At 43.8% G+C, this 15,280-nt stretch carries 11 protein-coding genes and 3 pseudogenes; 12 read left to right on the forward strand and 2 right to left on the reverse strand.

Going from position 1 to position 15,280, the window contains the following annotated elements; all coding sequences use genetic code 11:
- Nucleotides 1-162: 162 nt before the first annotated feature.
- On the reverse strand, nt 163-1,980 hold the full coding sequence (locus tag K364_RS0100420) for a sigma 54-interacting transcriptional regulator (RefSeq protein WP_084295414.1): 1,818 nt from the start codon (nt 1,978-1,980) through the stop codon (nt 163-165).
- A 210-nt stretch (nt 1,981-2,190) separates the two neighbouring features.
- Here K364_RS0100420 and K364_RS0100425 point away from each other — a divergent pair, with 210 nt between their 5' ends.
- The 7 genes and pseudogenes from K364_RS0100425 (at nt 2,191) to K364_RS27735 (ending at nt 8,388) form a co-directional block, all read left to right on the forward strand.
- A complete protein-coding gene (locus K364_RS0100425) occupies nt 2,191-3,642 on the forward strand; it encodes a trimethylamine methyltransferase family protein (RefSeq protein WP_028306376.1) in 1,452 nt (483 codons plus the stop codon).
- 44 nt (nt 3,643-3,686) lie between these two features.
- Nucleotides 3,687-5,081 (forward strand): annotated as a pseudogene (gene mtbB / locus K364_RS0100430) ([dimethylamine--corrinoid protein] Co-methyltransferase).
- 131 nt (nt 5,082-5,212) lie between these two features.
- A pseudogene (mttB, locus tag K364_RS27145) lies at nt 5,213-6,601 on the forward strand ([trimethylamine--corrinoid protein] Co-methyltransferase).
- A gap of 631 nt (nt 6,602-7,232) precedes the next feature.
- Nucleotides 7,233-7,439, forward strand: coding sequence for a type II toxin-antitoxin system HicB family antitoxin (locus tag K364_RS0100460; RefSeq protein ID WP_028306380.1), 207 nt, complete (start codon nt 7,233-7,235; stop codon nt 7,437-7,439).
- Nucleotides 7,439-7,684 (forward strand): type II toxin-antitoxin system HicA family toxin, encoded by a 246-nt coding sequence (locus K364_RS0100465; protein WP_028306381.1) that lies wholly within the window; start codon nt 7,439-7,441, stop codon nt 7,682-7,684. Before K364_RS0100460 ends, K364_RS0100465 begins: the two co-directional genes overlap by 1 nt.
- 6 nt (nt 7,685-7,690) lie before the next feature.
- On the forward strand, nt 7,691-8,119 hold the full coding sequence (locus tag K364_RS27025; protein WP_028306382.1) for a DNA methyltransferase: 429 nt from the start codon (nt 7,691-7,693) through the stop codon (nt 8,117-8,119).
- Nucleotides 8,120-8,127: 8 nt separating this feature from the next.
- On the forward strand, nt 8,128-8,388 hold the full coding sequence (locus K364_RS27735; protein WP_242841627.1) for a restriction endonuclease: 261 nt from the start codon (nt 8,128-8,130) through the stop codon (nt 8,386-8,388).
- Nucleotides 8,389-8,580: 192 nt separating this feature from the next.
- Here the strand turns inward: K364_RS27735 and K364_RS22300 are convergent.
- Nucleotides 8,581-8,850 (reverse strand): annotated as a pseudogene (locus tag K364_RS22300) (BRO-N domain-containing protein); the annotation flags it as partial.
- Between the two features lie 115 nt (nt 8,851-8,965).
- Here K364_RS22300 and K364_RS22305 point away from each other — a divergent pair.
- The 5 genes from K364_RS22305 to K364_RS25335 all read left to right on the forward strand — a co-directional run bounded on the left by K364_RS22305 (nt 8,966) and on the right by K364_RS25335 (nt 15,277).
- Complete coding sequence (locus K364_RS22305) at nt 8,966-10,315, forward strand: sigma-54 interaction domain-containing protein (protein ID WP_051533699.1); 1,350 nt, start codon at nt 8,966-8,968, stop codon at nt 10,313-10,315.
- A 153-nt stretch (nt 10,316-10,468) separates the two neighbouring features.
- The gene (locus tag K364_RS22310) at nt 10,469-11,620 is read left to right on the forward strand and encodes an S-methyl thiohydantoin desulfurase family protein (protein ID WP_051533700.1); all 1,152 of its coding nucleotides are present in this window, start codon (nt 10,469-10,471) and stop codon (nt 11,618-11,620) included.
- Nucleotides 11,617-13,227 carry a hydantoinase/oxoprolinase family protein gene (locus K364_RS22315; RefSeq protein WP_051533701.1) on the forward strand — a complete coding sequence of 537 codons (1,611 nt, stop codon included), beginning with the start codon at nt 11,617-11,619 and terminating at the stop codon, nt 13,225-13,227. The genes K364_RS22310 and K364_RS22315 overlap by 4 nt, the downstream gene beginning before the upstream one ends.
- A gap of 64 nt (nt 13,228-13,291) precedes the next feature.
- Nucleotides 13,292-14,455 (forward strand): pyridoxal phosphate-dependent aminotransferase, encoded by a 1,164-nt coding sequence (locus K364_RS0100495; protein ID WP_028306383.1) that lies wholly within the window; start codon nt 13,292-13,294, stop codon nt 14,453-14,455.
- Nucleotides 14,456-14,539: 84 nt separating this feature from the next.
- Nucleotides 14,540-15,277 (forward strand): flavodoxin family protein, encoded by a 738-nt coding sequence (locus K364_RS25335; protein ID WP_051533702.1) that lies wholly within the window; start codon nt 14,540-14,542, stop codon nt 15,275-15,277.
- Nucleotides 15,278-15,280 lie beyond the last annotated feature (3 nt).

Below are 15,280 nucleotides of genomic sequence, written 5' to 3' on the forward strand. Positions count from 1 at the left end.
TCATATACCTCCAGGTTTTGGCTGCTGACTATACTTTGATGCTGATTGCTGAGATAAGCTAATAAATTTTTGTTTAATGATTCTTCATTAGTTGGAAAAATCCTCTTATTTTGTCGAAATATAAATATTTATGTTCTTTTTTGGCGATAAATGAAACATATTCTACAGATTATATCTTTTCAGCTTTCGATAAAGGGTAGCCAGGCCTATGCCCATGTTCATGGCAATCTGTTTCTTGGCTGCTAGTGAAGTGCCTGTTTTCTCCAGGGCTTCCATTAATAACTGCTTTTCACCCATTTGCAGTTTTTCTTTGAAGTCTTCCGGTTCGTACAGAGCAATTTCAACTGGCGTAAAGAGCCAGGGGGGCAAATTTTCATTGGTAATAATACCCTGGTTTGGAGTAAAATTAATAGCATATTCCATGGCGTTTTCCAGTTCTCTTACATTGCCAGGCCAGGGGTAGTTGACCAGAACGTTCAAGGCTTCCTGGGTGATGCCCTGAATATTCTTTTTTAAAATCAAGGAATATTTTTCACACATATAGTCAATGAGCAGGGGAATATCGCTGACACGCTGCCGCAAGGGAGGAATCACCAGAGGAATCACATTTAGACGATAATACAAGTCCTCGCGGAACAGCTTTTTTGCAATTTGCTCCTTGAGGTTTTGATGGGTGGCTGCAATAATCCTTACATCAACAGCAATTCTTTTTGTTCCCCCTACCTTTTGGATTGTTTTTTCCTGCAGGACACGTAAAATCTTAACCTGGAGATGGAGGGGCATGTCACCAATTTCATCTAAAAAAATGGTTCCTCCTTCAGCCAATTCAATCAAACCTGGCTTGCCTTCATGCTTTGCCCCTGTAAAGGCTCCCTTCTCATATCCAAAAAGCTCACTTTCCAGCAAAGAATCTGGAATAGCGCTGCAATTAATAACCACAAAGGGTTCTTTTGCCCGCAGGCTGGAATTATGAATAGCCCGGGCAAAGAGTTCCTTGCCGGTTCCACTTTCCCCGGTGATAAGTATGGTGGAGCTGCTCTGGGCCACATTCAGGGCCATTTCCTTGGCCTCTTTGATAATCTGGCTGCTGCCAATGATGTGGTCAAAGGCAGCGTCCTGTTCCCTTTTGGTAAGCCGATAGGCTACACGATAAATACTTTCTTCTGGAGAAAAAGACTCCACTGCGCCCACAATGGCATCTGCTTCTTTTATCAGGATGGCATTGGAAATTAAACTAATGCTTTCTTCCAGGGTATTGGTGCCTTCTATTTTTTCCTCATAAAAAGAATTGGAATGGGACAAGGCTTTATTAAGGAGACTATTTGGCACTACATGGGATACGTGCTTTCCTATGGCTTCATGCTTTGAAATTCCATAGTTTTTTGCAGCAGTTTCATTAAAGCAGGTAATAATACCCTTTTCGTCACAGGATATGATGCCCTCGTATACTGCATTAATTATTGTTTCAAGGGATTTGTTGGTCCTGCGCAGCTCCTCCATAATCATAAGTTCCTGAAGCTTTGCTGCCAATAAATCAGCCATTTTTCCTGTAAAATCAAGGAAGGTATTTTGATTGTTAATGAGAATTTCCCTTTGAATTTCATTAAACCCTACCAGGCTGATAACCCCGTGGCATTTATCTTTTAAGGTAATGGGATAATAAATGCCTCCCAGGTAATAGCAATCATCCTTGTCAGAACAGGGGGCACACATTTTGTGCTGCCCGGGTCTTGTTAGTACGAAGGGATGCTTGCTTTCCAGGACATAGCGGTTAATGTGGGAATCGGACAGCCTTTGATGCATCAAAAGTCCGCGGATTCTTCCAGTGGCGCCTAATACAACATAATCCTCGTCTACAATTTCTGTTTCTACCTTAAGGGCTGCAGATATCACCTCTGCTATACTCTGCACATCCCTTTGAATTTTAGAAAGATAACCCACATCCATGGCCTCCTCATCAAAACTAGTTGCATTATCCATAATGATAATTTCTTCTCATTTATTAGAAATACCTTTTTTAAATTTTATTTTTATTTTAAAAACTTTAAATTTGAAATTAGTTGTTTTCCTTGGTATTGGAAGAAAAGTGACGTGCTGTAATCATTTATAAAAACTTTGGAAACTTGGCATGGTGCTTGCAAATAACTTAAAATAAAAGACTTTTACCAAGTAAAAAGAGGATGATAATGTATGATAAATGCTGTTAGATGGAAGTCAACAATGGAAATCTTGACTCCTGAAGAGATTAATGCTATTCACGAGGCTAGTCTCCATATCCTTGAAACCACGGGCATTGTAATGCCCCTTGCTGATGCTAAATACGACTACCTTGTGGAATTAGGATGTAAAGTAAATCGAGAGAAAAAGAGGGTCTTTTTTTCACCCAATGTAATTGAAGATGCTTTAAAAAAAGCTCCATCTAGTTATGCATTATTTGCCAGAAACCCGGAAAATGATTTGTTCCTTGACGGTGCCCATGGCTATTTAACCCTGGATGGATGCGGAAACCAGGTTATAGATATTGACACAGGTGAGGTTCGGGCATCTTCAAAGGAAAGCCTTGGCCAGGCTATCAAGCTGGCTGACTTTTTGCCCCAAATTGCTTTTCTGTGGCCATGCGTAAGTGCCCAGGACTGCAATCCAAGGCTTCAGCCCCTCCATGAACTCCATGCCATGCTGCTAAACTCTAGCAAACATATTCAAGCCATGACGGCGGTGGACCCTCTTAATGCTCAAGGAACGATAGATATTGCTGCTGCTGTTGTGGGGGGCAGGGAAAATTTAAAGAAAAGACCTATTATTTCAAATTTCCAATGCAGCATCAGCCCCCTTTCCTATGACGGTCATGGCCTGGAGGCAGCTGCTATCTTTGCTGAGGCCGGGGTGCCAACAGGCTTTATGATCATGCCCATTGGCTGCTCTACTGCACCGGCCACCCTGGCAGGTGAGATAGCCCTTGGTAATGCTGAGATTATTGCTGGAATGGCCTTCCTGCAGATTTTTTATCCCGGCACACCCACTTTTTATGGGTCTTGTGCAACCATGATGGAATTAAAAAGGGGAGGGGTTACCTGTGGCGGTCCAGAGGACTTTATACTTCAAGGGGCAGGCGCCCAAATGGCTCATTTCTACAAGGTCCCGGCAAATATAGGCACCTTTGCCACTGGAGCCAAGGCTAGTGACTGGCATGCTGGAGTGGAAAATTCCATTTCTGGAGCGGTAAGCATGTTTTCCAAATCTGACATGATGTGCGGGGCAGGTCTAATTAATGGAGCTAGAATTTTCTCCTTTGAGCAGTGCGTCATGGATTGTGAAATCTATGAGGTTTTACGCAGGGTTGCCCAGGGATGTGATATTAACCCTGAAACCCTGGCATTAGAAGTAATTCATAAGGTGGGGCCTCAAAACCATTATATGGTAGAAGAGCATACCTTAAAGCACATAAGGGATGTCTGGCAGCCAGCAGTAATGGACCGCAGCCTTTATGATGAATGGGCAGCTAGAGGCAAGCCTTCCCCAGACCAGATTGCCAGGGACAGGGCAAAAGAGGTCCTGGCGCAACACCAGCCCATGGAGCTGCAAAATGCGCAAAGTGTTAAAGAAATAATAGCTGAGTATGAAAAAAAGTATCCCATAAGCTGAAAACACCAATTCAACAAAAAAACAAGGAAATGAGGGGGGATAAGATGGCTGACAAAATTTTTACCAGAATGGGAGATGGCTCTGGTATATATATGAGCCCCGAGGACATCCAATATGATCTGCAAAAGGGAACCCGTGATGCAGCTGAGCGTGGGAAGATTCCCGAGCTGACCAGGGAAGAATTAGACTATCTGTTTGAAATAATTGCTTCTCCTGTTAATGTTACAGGTGTTATCAGGGGCAAGGAGGTAGTTACCTCATCTGACTCAGGTGCCTTTAAAATTACTTACCAGGCTGGCATTTCAATGGACAGGGCCACGGCTATCCAGGTTCATGAAAAGGTTCTTGCTGCCGATTCTTTGGATCTGGGAAACATAGATTACAGCTACAAGGCAGTAAAGGCTATTCTCCATGATGAAGCAAAGGTAATGGAAAATGTCCAGTTAAATACTATTATGCCCGTTTTGTATGGTGCCATGCCCAATTTAGGATTATACACCAAGCCAGACGGACCTGTAGACAACTGGTCAGAGCTGCTGCCCCTGGCCAAGATAGATGAAGCCAGGGCTGCCCAGGAGGAGGCAGTTGAAATTGCAGTGAAAGACATGCTTTACATTGCAGATGGCATGTATGCGGCAGGGGCTGACGGAATGAATTTCGATACCTGCGGTGCATCAGGTGATGCTGATGTTCTAGCAGCTTTAAAGGCAATAGAAATCATCAAGAAAAAATACCCAGATTTTGGGATAGAAATGGGCATGGCTGGAGAATTTATCCTGGGTATGCATGGGCAGCTTGAGTACCAGGGAACCCGCCTGGCCGGTTTATACCCTCACAAGCAGGTAGAGCTGGCAGAAAAGGCAGGGGTCAGTATTTTTGGCCCTGTGGTAAATACCAACTGCAACCAGTCTTTCCCCTGGAATATTGCCAGGGCAGTAACCTTTGTAAAGGCCTGTTCCGAAGCGGCAAATATTCCTGTTCATGCCAATGTGGGGATGGGTGTAGGTGGTACACCCATGTCGCCGGTTCCCCCAATTGATGCGGTATCCCGGGCTGTAAAGGCCATGGTGGAAATTGGAAGGATTGATGGCTTGTAGGTAGGCTCGGGGGATCCCTTTGGAAATGAAGCTACTCAAGAGGTAGCCGTTGGCATGGGCGGAATTCGTACTGCCGGAGATCTGGTTTTACGGATGCAGCTGGCCAGGGGCATGAGGATTGATGAAGCAAAAAGCTATGTGGCAGAAAAATTAGGAGTAGCGCCACTAGAATTGAGTGACTGTCTGGTTATGAGAGAAACACGTGAGGCATTGGATATAGGATATTCCATGCCAGGCCCGGGAGCAGCCAAGGGTCTTGAGGCCAAGATCCGTATTGCTAATGTGCTTGGTATTAAGATTAATTCAGTAGAGCAGTTTAAAAGAAAAACTGGTTTAAGATAAAGTGAAATTCTAGTATCAGTATTTTCCCACTAAATTTTAAAAAGGGTGAGGACATGAAAAGAAACTTGTTTGCGGGAAGAAATTCCTTTATTGGCTGCGGCTTGATGCTTTTCAGTCATGAGGATTTGGAAATGATTCATGATGCCACATTAGAAGTTCTAGAGTATGCCGGCTTATATGTCCAGAGCAATGATGCCATGGATATATATGAAGGTGGAGGATGTATTGTTGACAGGAAAAACAAGATAGTTAAAATCCCAGCCCATGTTGTGGAGGATGCCATTGTCTCTGCTCCCAAGAAGGTATTCCTGGCTGGACGAAATCCCAAGCACGATATTGTTTTGGAAAGTGGTAGAGTTAACTTCTGCCCCTTTGGGGAAGGCATCATGGTTATAGATCCCTATACTGGGGAGTATCGAAAATCTACCAAAGAGGACAAGGGCAATGTGGCTAGGCTAGTAGATGCCCTGGATCAATATGATATGCTGGAGAATACTGTTGCTCCCAGGGATGTACATCCAGAAATGGAAAGCCTCCATAACTATGAAGTTACCGTGGCAAATACTACAAAGCATGTACCCCAGCCCTGTCATGATAAACGTTCAGCACAGCTGCTGATAGAAATGGCGGCAGCTGTAGCTGGAGGCAAAGAAAAGCTCAAGGACAGGCCAATAGTTTCCGGGTGCACCTGTCCCCAGAGTCCCTTGACAATTTCCGAAGGTTGTGCTGACCCTATTATTGAATATGCAAGGGCCAATTTACCGCAAAACATTTTATCAATGGCCCTGGCAGGTGCTACTTCCCCTGTGACTCTAGCAGGAACCCTGGTAACCCATAATGCTGAAGTGCTGGGAGGCATTGTCCTGGCCCAGCTAACAAGAAAGGGAGCACCTGTAATGTATGGCAGTTCCACCTCCATGATTGACTTGAAGCTAAGTACAGCCACTGTGGGATGTCCAGAGCTTGGACTCATAAGTGCGGCTGTGGCCAAGCTGGCCCAGTTTTATCTGCTGCCCAGCTATGTGGCCGGTTCCTAGGGTGACAGCAAACTTTCCGATGCACAATCCGGTCATGAAAAAACCTTGACAACCCTTTTGCCGGCATTGGCAGGGGCCAATATGATTTACGGCGGGGGTATGTTGGAGATGGGCATTACCATGAGCTTTGGCCAACTAGTCATGGATAATGAGATTATTGCCATGACCAGAAAGGTACTAGAGGGAATTCCGGTAAATGACGAGACCCTGGCGGTGGATGTGATCAAGAGTGTAGGTGCACGTGGGCACTTCCTTTCCGAGGAACATACTGTAAAGCATATGAGAAAGCTATCTGAAACCAGGCTCATGGACCGCAGGATGCGCCAGTTCTGGGTTGAGCGGGGTGCAAAGGACCTAGCCACCACCTGTGATGAAAAGGCAAGGGAGATACTAGAAACCCACAAGCCAGAGCCGTTACCTGAACACGTCCATAAAAAGCTCCTGGAAATTATTCAAGAAAGAGAAGAAGAATTGGGAATATAAAGAGCCATATGGCTCTTTTTCTTACACTATCAGACACCCATGCCGCTTCGCGGCACCACTGATGGCATAAAATATTTGTCCATGTTTATCCCCGGCAGTCGCTCAGTCACCATATCAGAGTTTCGGGTGTCTACAAGCCGAAGATGTTTGCCGAGGGGCTCATAATTTTTATGCATTTATCCACCTCCTGAGAAATTTTTTACTATATATTTCTTAATTACTTCCTTGCTATCATTTCTATTTCTACTAAAGCATCTAGAGATAAAGAAGCTACACCTGTCCCTGCATTGCAAGTTTTTAGATACACAACAAACCTCCCTTTGAAAATTTTATTAAAAGCACAGGTAACAGCCATGTGGGCCTAATACTAATTATATTATTGGCAATAATATAATTAAAGTTAATTACACCCGGAGGTTGGATGCTTGAATCAGCAGCAAATTATAAATAGATTAAACTGGTTCTATTGATTAATTAGATGAATTATATCATCAAACTTTTCCTGGTATATGATATTCAATAAATGACCCTGACCTCTTATATTTGCTTGATTATACCAGATTGAAATGTGTTATAATAATTATATAGATTTACTTAATATCAATTCTTCCTATTAATGAGGTGATTTCAAATGAGTATAAAAGTCACAGTCGTTGTACAGAAAGAAGAAAATTGGTATATTGCTAAATGTATAGAAAATAGTGTTGCGTCTCAGGGTAATACAATTGAAGAATCTATAGATAACTTAAGGGAAGCATTAGAGCTATACTATGAAGATGCACCTCCTGAGGTTGTAAATACCCCTACTTTTATTACAACTATGGAGCTTGCGCTGTAATGGGTTCCAAATATCCTGTTCTTACACCACATCAAATTATTAAAGTGCTGACCAAACTTGGTTTTGAAAAAGTTTCACAAAAAGGCAGCCATGTAAAATTCAAAAAGTTAGGTAATCAAACCAGAATTGTAATTATACCTATGCATGATGAAGTAGCAAAAGGCACTTTAAAAAGTATTCTGGAACAAGCAGGTATAGACCTTGAAGAATTTTTAAAATATCTACCTAATTCTTTCCCAGGCTGAAACAGAATGAAGAGTGCTAATATCAATATTTTGTGTATATCTATATGTAGCCCAACTGATCCTGAAAAACTAGGATACCCAACTCAAAAACCAGTATCTCTCTTAAAGCGCATAATTGAATCAAGTAGCGCTGAAGGAGATTTGGTGTTAGATCCTTTTTGTGGTTGCGGTACAACTGTTGCAGCATCAGAACAATTAAACCGTAAATGGATTGGTATTGATATAACACATCTAGCAATAAATCTTATGGCTAGTAGACTTAAGCAATTCTTTGGGGACCGACATACCCCCTATGAAGTATTCGGTGATCCTAAAGACATACATAGTGCCGTGGCTTTAGCTAAAGCCGATAGATATCAATTCCAATGGTGGGCTCTAACTAAGTATACGCAAGGTCAGCTAATGAGAAAAAGAAAGGGACAGACAAAGGAATAGATGGATATATTTATTTTTGTGACGATTCCTCTGGAAAAGCAAAGAAGATTATTGTCCAGGTAAAAAGTGGACACGTAAATGTCTCCCATGTTCGCGATTTACTTGGAGTAATTGAAAGCGCATGCGCTGACATAGGCGTCTTATTGACCTTAAAAACTCCTACAAAACCAATGTTAGATTTTGCATATGCAGCAGGCTATTATAACTCGCAATATGGACATTTTCCAAAAATTCAGATACTAACAATAGCAGAATTATTAGACGGTTAAAAAATAAAGTTTCCTAATATATTACCGAGTTTTTCTTAGAATTTTATAACCTAAAACTCACAATATCAAATATGTATTGTAGACGGTTCAGTACATCACAAGATTCATAATGTTCGATTCCGTTAATGTTATATGCTTTTGTACCCTCACTCGGTGCTATTATGCTCCGGGGTTTTTATTTGCTTGCAAGCCCACACGAGCCAGCCATATTTTAAACGGCTCGGCTTTTTTGCTTGGGATTGACTGAATAAGCCTCAAAAGCTGTTCGGTGTCGGCGACATCGGTCAAGCGCATTTTTCCATCAGCCGCTTTCATTTTCAAAGCGTTACAATTTGTAACGGTTTCATTTCCTTCATCAAGTAAGCGTTTTTTTAATACGCGCCAGTATGTTTGCGGGTTTTCGCTGTCTGTCAGAACGGCAACAACGTCAACAATCGAAAAATACCATTTTTCATCGTCCACTTTGCCCGGTTTTCTTTATTAAAATAATCTGCAATTTTTCTGAATATATGGTAAAATGAATGAGAAAAATGATAATCATTTCTCAAAATGAGAAAAGCCAAGGGGAGGATTTAGTGTGGGCCTTGATAGCAAGTATTTATCAAAAGCACTAGAGCTTAGCAGTGAAGGAATACTTATCCTGGATACCAGCACTAACATCCTCTATGGAACTGATAAGGCTAAAGATATTCTTGGGTTAAAGGAAGATTTTCAGACCAGGTCCTTTCTTGAGCTGTTTCCAGATTCCTTTCTGGCTAAAGAAATGGGACAGCAGCTCAAGGGGATTGTGGAGGAAATCCTGCCAATTCCCACCAGGGATAGAAACCTGTTTTGCGTCTGCAGGCTTGAACAGGTAATTGCACAAGGCGAGGTAAAGGTGAACATCCTCTATTTAAAGCAGCAGATGGGTGTTGTAAATGAGACAGGCAAAAAATCCTATCATGCTCTTTACACCTTTAATGACATTATAGGTCCAGGGGAAAAGCTTGAACAGTTAAAGAAGAAAGGAAAGGCCTTTGCCCTGGGGGATTCAACTATTTTAATTCAAGGGGAGACAGGTACAGGCAAGGAGTTATTTGCCCAGGCCCTGCATGCAGCTAGTCCAAGAAAGGATAAACCTTTCATGCCGGTGAACTGTGCTGCTATTCCGGAAAATCTTTTGGAAAGTGAGCTCTTTGGATATGAAGAGGGTTCCTTTACAGGTGCGGTCAAGGGAGGAAAGCCAGGAAGGTTTGAGATAGCTTCAGGGGGTACGGTATTTCTTGATGAAATTGGTGACATGCCCATGTTTTTACAGGCCAAGCTCTTGCGGGTGCTGCAGGAGAAAAAGATAGAAAGGGTGGGAGGAACCAGGCAGATACCAGTAGATGTGCGTATTATTGCTGCCACCCACAAGGACCTGCGCAGGCTGGTGGCTGATAACAAATTCAGGGATGACTTGTATTACCGTCTCAATGTACTGCCCTTGTATATTCCGCCTTTACGGGAGAGGAAGGAAGATATATACGCACTCCTGGAGTATTTCTTAAAAAAGCATACTGTCCTTGCAGGCAAACCCAGCAAAAGGTTTTCGGCCAAGGTGCTAAATCAATTTTTCAAACACTCCTGGCCTGGAAATGTACGGGAACTTGAAAACGTTATAGAGTATATGGTTAACCTGCCTGAACAAAGTGCCATGTTTGACATGGACAGCCTGCCTCCCTATCTCCTTGGAAGCCTTGAGCAAAAAAACTTGCCTGGAGAAGGCATCTGCCAGGCATATGAGCCAGACCAGGATGCAGCTTTATTAAAGGTTAAGGATATGGAAAGCAATCAAATTATTGCAGCCCTTGAAAAATACGGCCACTGCACAAGGGGAAAAAGAGAAGCTGCAAAAGCCCTGGGAATTAGTGTTGCCACCCTTTATAGGAAATTGAAAAAGATTTAATATGAGGCTTTTTAAATTTCTCATATTGAGAAAAACCGCGAGAAAAATTTAGTAATTTATCAACTTTCCTGCGGTTTTTTATTTATTTTCAGAACTTTTAGAGTATGGCAAAGTTTTTGCAAATGTATTAATTAACCGCGAGAGGAGATAGATATGTATATTAATCATAAAGACATAGAAGATTTGGCCCTTGGGGCCACGGTGTTAGGAGCTGGGGGAGGAGGAGATCCTTACATAACCAGGCTTCTTGCCCAGAAAATAATCCAAAAATTCGGACCAGTCCAGCTGCTGCAGCCTTTTATGGTGCCTGATGAGGCCTTGATAATACCTACTGCCTTCATGGGGGCCACTACGGTTCTCCAGGAAAAGCTATTAAATGGCAAAGAGGCCTATGGTGCATTAAAAATGCTGGAAAATTATTTGCGGAGCAAGGCCTTTGCTACCATGCCGGCAGAGGCAGGGGGTTTAAATGCCATAATTCCCTTTATGGTTGCTGCCAGGGCAGGCATTCCTGTAATAGATAGTGATGGAATGGGAAGAGCCCTGCCCGAACACCAGATGAGCAGTTTCCATGTATACGGCATTAGTGGTTCGCCAATGGTCATTAATACTGAACAGGATGATTATATTTTACTGAAGGTAAAAGATAACTACAGACTAGCGGAAATTGCCAGGAGCCTTCTTGCCTCTACAGGCGGCATAGGCAATATGGCTGGTTATGTGATGACAGGGGAGCAGATGAAGGAAACCGCCATTACTGGAACTGTTTCCTTTGGACTAAAGCTTGGCACAGCTATACGTAAGGCAATACAGGAAAAGGGTGATACCTTTGAGGCTATTTCCCAGGTTACAAGCAATTCCACCTATGGCAGGGCCATTAAACTCTTTCAGGGTAAAATTACTGATATTGAACGGAGATTAAACAACAGCTACCTGCGGGGAAGGGCAGTTATCCGGGGGATTAAGGATTTTTCTGGCAGTGAATGTATAATAGAATTTCAAAATGAAAACATTATTGCCCTGGTAGATAATGAAACTGCTGCCCTGGTGCCGGACATTATTACCTATCTTGATGCAGAAACAGGTTTTCCCCTTTCCATTGAGCAGCTGAAGTATGGCTACAGGGTAACTGTAATTGGTATTCCTACCCCCGAAATAATGAGGACAGAAAGTGCACTGCAGGTATGGGGGCCTCGGAAGTTTGGCTATGACATTGATTATATCCCATTAGAGGTCCTGGAAAAATTCAGGGCTATCCAAAGAGCAAACAAAGGCTTTCTGGAAAAGGGAGGTGCACAGGGATGACAATAAGGTTAGCAGTTGATGTGGGAGGCACCCATACAGATGCTGTAATCCTTGATTTTACCAGGGGTAGAGGCAGTTTGCTGGGGTCTGTTAAGGTCCCTACCTCGCCTGATGTGGAAACCGGCATAGTACAATCCATGGAGGCAGTTCTTGAGGCAAGCACCATAAGCTCTGAGCAGATTAATTACGTTATGATTGGGACTACCCAGAGCAGAAACGCTATTTTACAGAGGAAAGGTCTGGCTAGGATAGGTCTTATCCGCATTGGCAGTCCGTCTGTTTCAGAAATAGAGCCCTTTTTTACCTGGGCAGAAGATTTAAGGGAGGCCATAGGAAACAACTGGTTCCTGGTTGACGGGGGTTATGAATTTGATGGACGGCCCATTTCCCAGATAAATGAGGAACAGGTCCGCAAGGTCTTGCTGGAAATTAAGCGGCAGAGGTTGGAAGCAATAGCAGTCTGTGGTGTATTTTCTCCAGTATGTGCCCAACAGGAGCTGGAGATTGGCAGGCTGGCTGAAGAAGTCCTAGGCCGTGATTTTCCCATTACCTTGTCCCACCAGGTTGGCAGCATAGGACTTCTGGAAAGGGAAAATTCAGCTGCCTTAAATGCAGCCCTTGCCATGGTAGCCAAAAATATAGCTGAAGGCTTGGAAAAGGCATTGAGGTTGAGGAATATTAAGGCACCTACCTACTTCAGTCAGAATGACGGCACTTTAATGTCCATTGAATATGCAAAAAAGTATTCCATATTAACAATCTGTTCTGGTCCCAGCAATAGTATTAGAGGTGCAGCATTTTTGAGCGGTTTAAAGGATTGTATTGTCATTGATGTGGGCGGAACCTCAACGGACATAGGGATTTTGCAGAATGGATACCCCAGGGAGTCATACATGTCAGTGGTCCTGGGAGAGGTTGAGACCAATTTCAGGATGCCTGATTTAATATCCCTGGGCCTTGGCGGCGGCAGTATTGTTAAATTGGGCCATGGGGAGCTTGAAATCGGCCCTGAAAGTGTGGGATACAACATCATCACCCAGGGTAAGACCTGGGGAGGGGACACCTTGACTTTAACTGATGCAGCCATAGCTGCAAATATACTTGATATGAACAAGATACATCCTGGGGGCAGGCCCGTGCCTGTACAGGAAGGCGTGATCAGGCAGGTATTTGCAAAAGTAAATTCAATTATTGAAGGTGCCATTGACAAGATTAAAACTAGTCATGACCCACTCCCTGTAATACTGGTTGGCGGGGGAAGTCTAATGGTCAACAGTACCCTCAAAGGTGCCTCTGAAGTCATCAGACCAAAAAACTATGAATTTGCCAATGCCATTGGTGCAGCAATAGCCAAGGTGGGCGGTGAGGTTGATAAAATCTGGTCCCTGAGGTCAAAAACCAGAGAACAGGTCATGAGGGAAGCAAAAGGTCAGGCTATAGCCGAAGCTGTAAGGGCCGGGGCAGACAGCAGGACTGTTGAAATCCTTGACGTTGAGGAATTCCCTGTAGCCTATCTGCCTGTAGACGCTGTACGTTTAAAGATCAAGGCAGCCGGTGAACTCCCATCTGAGGGCAGCCCTGAACTGGCAAGCAGGCAGTATGTATAAAGCAAGCAGCATAAAATAGGAACAAAAATTAAAAGGGATTTATCAGAAAGGTGTTGACTCTTGTATGAAACGGTTCATATCTGAAAAGGCCATGAACTTATCCCAATCAGAGATTAGAAAAATGTTCAATATTGCAGCTGCCATGGAGGATGTAATAAGTCTTGGTATTGGTGAGCCTGACTTCGATACACCTCCCCATGTAACTGAGGCAGCTTTTAAGGCTGCCAGGGAGGGAGCTACCCATTATACTGCCAACGCTGGCTACCTCCATGTTAGGACAGCCATAGCTGAAGTAGCTGAAAGAGATTATGGCATCAAATGTGAGCCTGACAAGGAAGTGGTTATTACTGCAGGAGCCATGGGCGCCCTGTATCTGGGAATGGCAGCAACCCTTAATCCTGGTGATGAGGTGCTTGTGCAGGATCCCGCCTGGCCCAACCATTTTTCTCAAATAAGATTGGTCGGGGCTGTTCCAGTACCTGTTGAAGTAAAAGAGGAAAATGGCTTTCGACTGCAGGCAGCAGACCTGGAAAAGCATATTAGTTCTAAGACCAGGGCCATTTTAATTAATACACCTAACAATCCTACAGGTGGGGTAATGACCAGGGAGGAGCTGCAGGCTGTTGCTCAAGTGATAAAGAAGTATGACCTCCTTGTTTATTCAGATGAGGTCTATGACAGGTTAGTTTTTGGGGATACAGAACATGTTTCCCTGGCATCCCTGCCGGGAATGGCCGAGCGGGTTATTACCATAAATAGCTTTTCAAAAACCTATGCCATGACTGGATGGCGGGTAGGTTATGCCATTGCCAATGAAGACATCATAAGCAGCATGGTAAGATTACAGGAAAATGTAGTAGCCTGCGTGAGCTCCATGGGCCAGCATGCAGCCCTGGCTGCAGCAACAGGGCCTCAAGATTTTGTCCACATGGCAAGGGAGTCTTATGCAAAGCGTACCAGGCTTATCCTTGATGCCATCAGGGAAATTCCCGGAATGTCTTGTGCTGAGCCCCAGGGCACCATTTACCTTTTCCCCAGCATAAAGGATTTAGGAATGAGCTCCGCTGAAGCAGCCCACCTGTTTTTAACCAGGGGCAGGGTAGTGACTATTCCAGGCACTGGCTTTGGCAAGGCTGGAGAAGGTTATTTGAGATTATCCTGTGCAAATTCAGAAGACAAGATTATTGAAGCCATGGAAAGGATTAGAAGGGTGGTTATAGATTTATAAGATGCCAGAAAGAGCAGCGGGTATGATGTCAAGTGGGTAATTGGAAATTTTTCGATGACTGCTGCACAAGGGGAGGGTTTAGCAATGATCAAAGTGTTGGGAATCAACGGTAGTCCTAGAAAGGGCAACAGTTTGTTTTTACTGGAAAAAGCAATGGACGAGGCTGCACAGGTTGATACAGGGGTAGAGACCAGCATTTACTCCTTTACGGGCAAGAGAATGGCTGGCTGTATTTCCTGCTTCAAATGTGGTGACAAGCAGGGGGAATGTATAATTAGGGATGATTTCCAGGAACTAAGGGAAATGTGGATTGAAGCAGATGTGGTTATTTATTCTGTTCCAGTTTATCATATGGGGATGCCTGCCCAGGTAAAAGCATTTATCGACAGGTTGGGCAACAGCACCTTCGGCAGGTACCAGCACCTTTTTACAGAGGAGGCCAAGCTGCCCAAGAGTCTCAAAGTAATTGGAGCCATTGCCCAGGGAGCTCATATTTTTTCAGGACAGGAGCATACAATCACGGATATAATCAACCATGCTGTTATAATGCAGTGTATTCCCGTGGCAGGAGATATGTGGGAGGCATATATTGGCGTTGGTGGTTGGACGTATAATGATAATTCTAGAAAGGCCCTTCGTGAACGGGAAAGTGAAGCTGACCTTGATCTGCAGGTTGCAATTAGAGCTTCCAGGAACCTGGGACGCAGGGCTGTGGAATTGGGGCTGATTCTGCAGGCTGGTGGCCTGGCAGAACAGGAAAGGTTTAAGGACCAGCCTATCTATAGACCCTTTTTAGAAAGGGTCAAGGGCAACAGGATTTAGATT

This window comes from Desulfitibacter alkalitolerans DSM 16504 (genome assembly GCF_000620305.1).
Taxonomy (GTDB): domain Bacteria; phylum Bacillota; class DSM-16504; order Desulfitibacterales; family Desulfitibacteraceae; genus Desulfitibacter; species Desulfitibacter alkalitolerans.

Excerpts from the sequence above, each read along its gene's own strand:
- K364_RS0100425 (WP_028306376.1), top strand. The coding sequence starts at position 2,191 with ATGATAAATGCTGTTAGATGGAAGTCAACAATGGAAATCTTGACTCCT.
- K364_RS27025 (WP_028306382.1), top strand. The coding sequence starts at position 7,691 with ATGAAGAGTGCTAATATCAATATTTTGTGTATATCTATATGTAGCCCA.
- K364_RS0100420 (WP_084295414.1), bottom strand. The coding sequence starts at position 1,980 with ATGGATAATGCAACTAGTTTTGATGAGGAGGCCATGGATGTGGGTTAT.
- K364_RS0100460 (WP_028306380.1), top strand. The coding sequence starts at position 7,233 with ATGAGTATAAAAGTCACAGTCGTTGTACAGAAAGAAGAAAATTGGTAT.
- K364_RS0100465 (WP_028306381.1), top strand. The coding sequence starts at position 7,439 with ATGGGTTCCAAATATCCTGTTCTTACACCACATCAAATTATTAAAGTG.
- K364_RS25335 (WP_051533702.1), top strand. The coding sequence starts at position 14,540 with ATGATCAAAGTGTTGGGAATCAACGGTAGTCCTAGAAAGGGCAACAGT.
- K364_RS22310 (WP_051533700.1), top strand. The coding sequence starts at position 10,469 with ATGTATATTAATCATAAAGACATAGAAGATTTGGCCCTTGGGGCCACG.
- K364_RS0100495 (WP_028306383.1), top strand. The coding sequence starts at position 13,292 with ATGAAACGGTTCATATCTGAAAAGGCCATGAACTTATCCCAATCAGAG.
- K364_RS22315 (WP_051533701.1), top strand. The coding sequence starts at position 11,617 with ATGACAATAAGGTTAGCAGTTGATGTGGGAGGCACCCATACAGATGCT.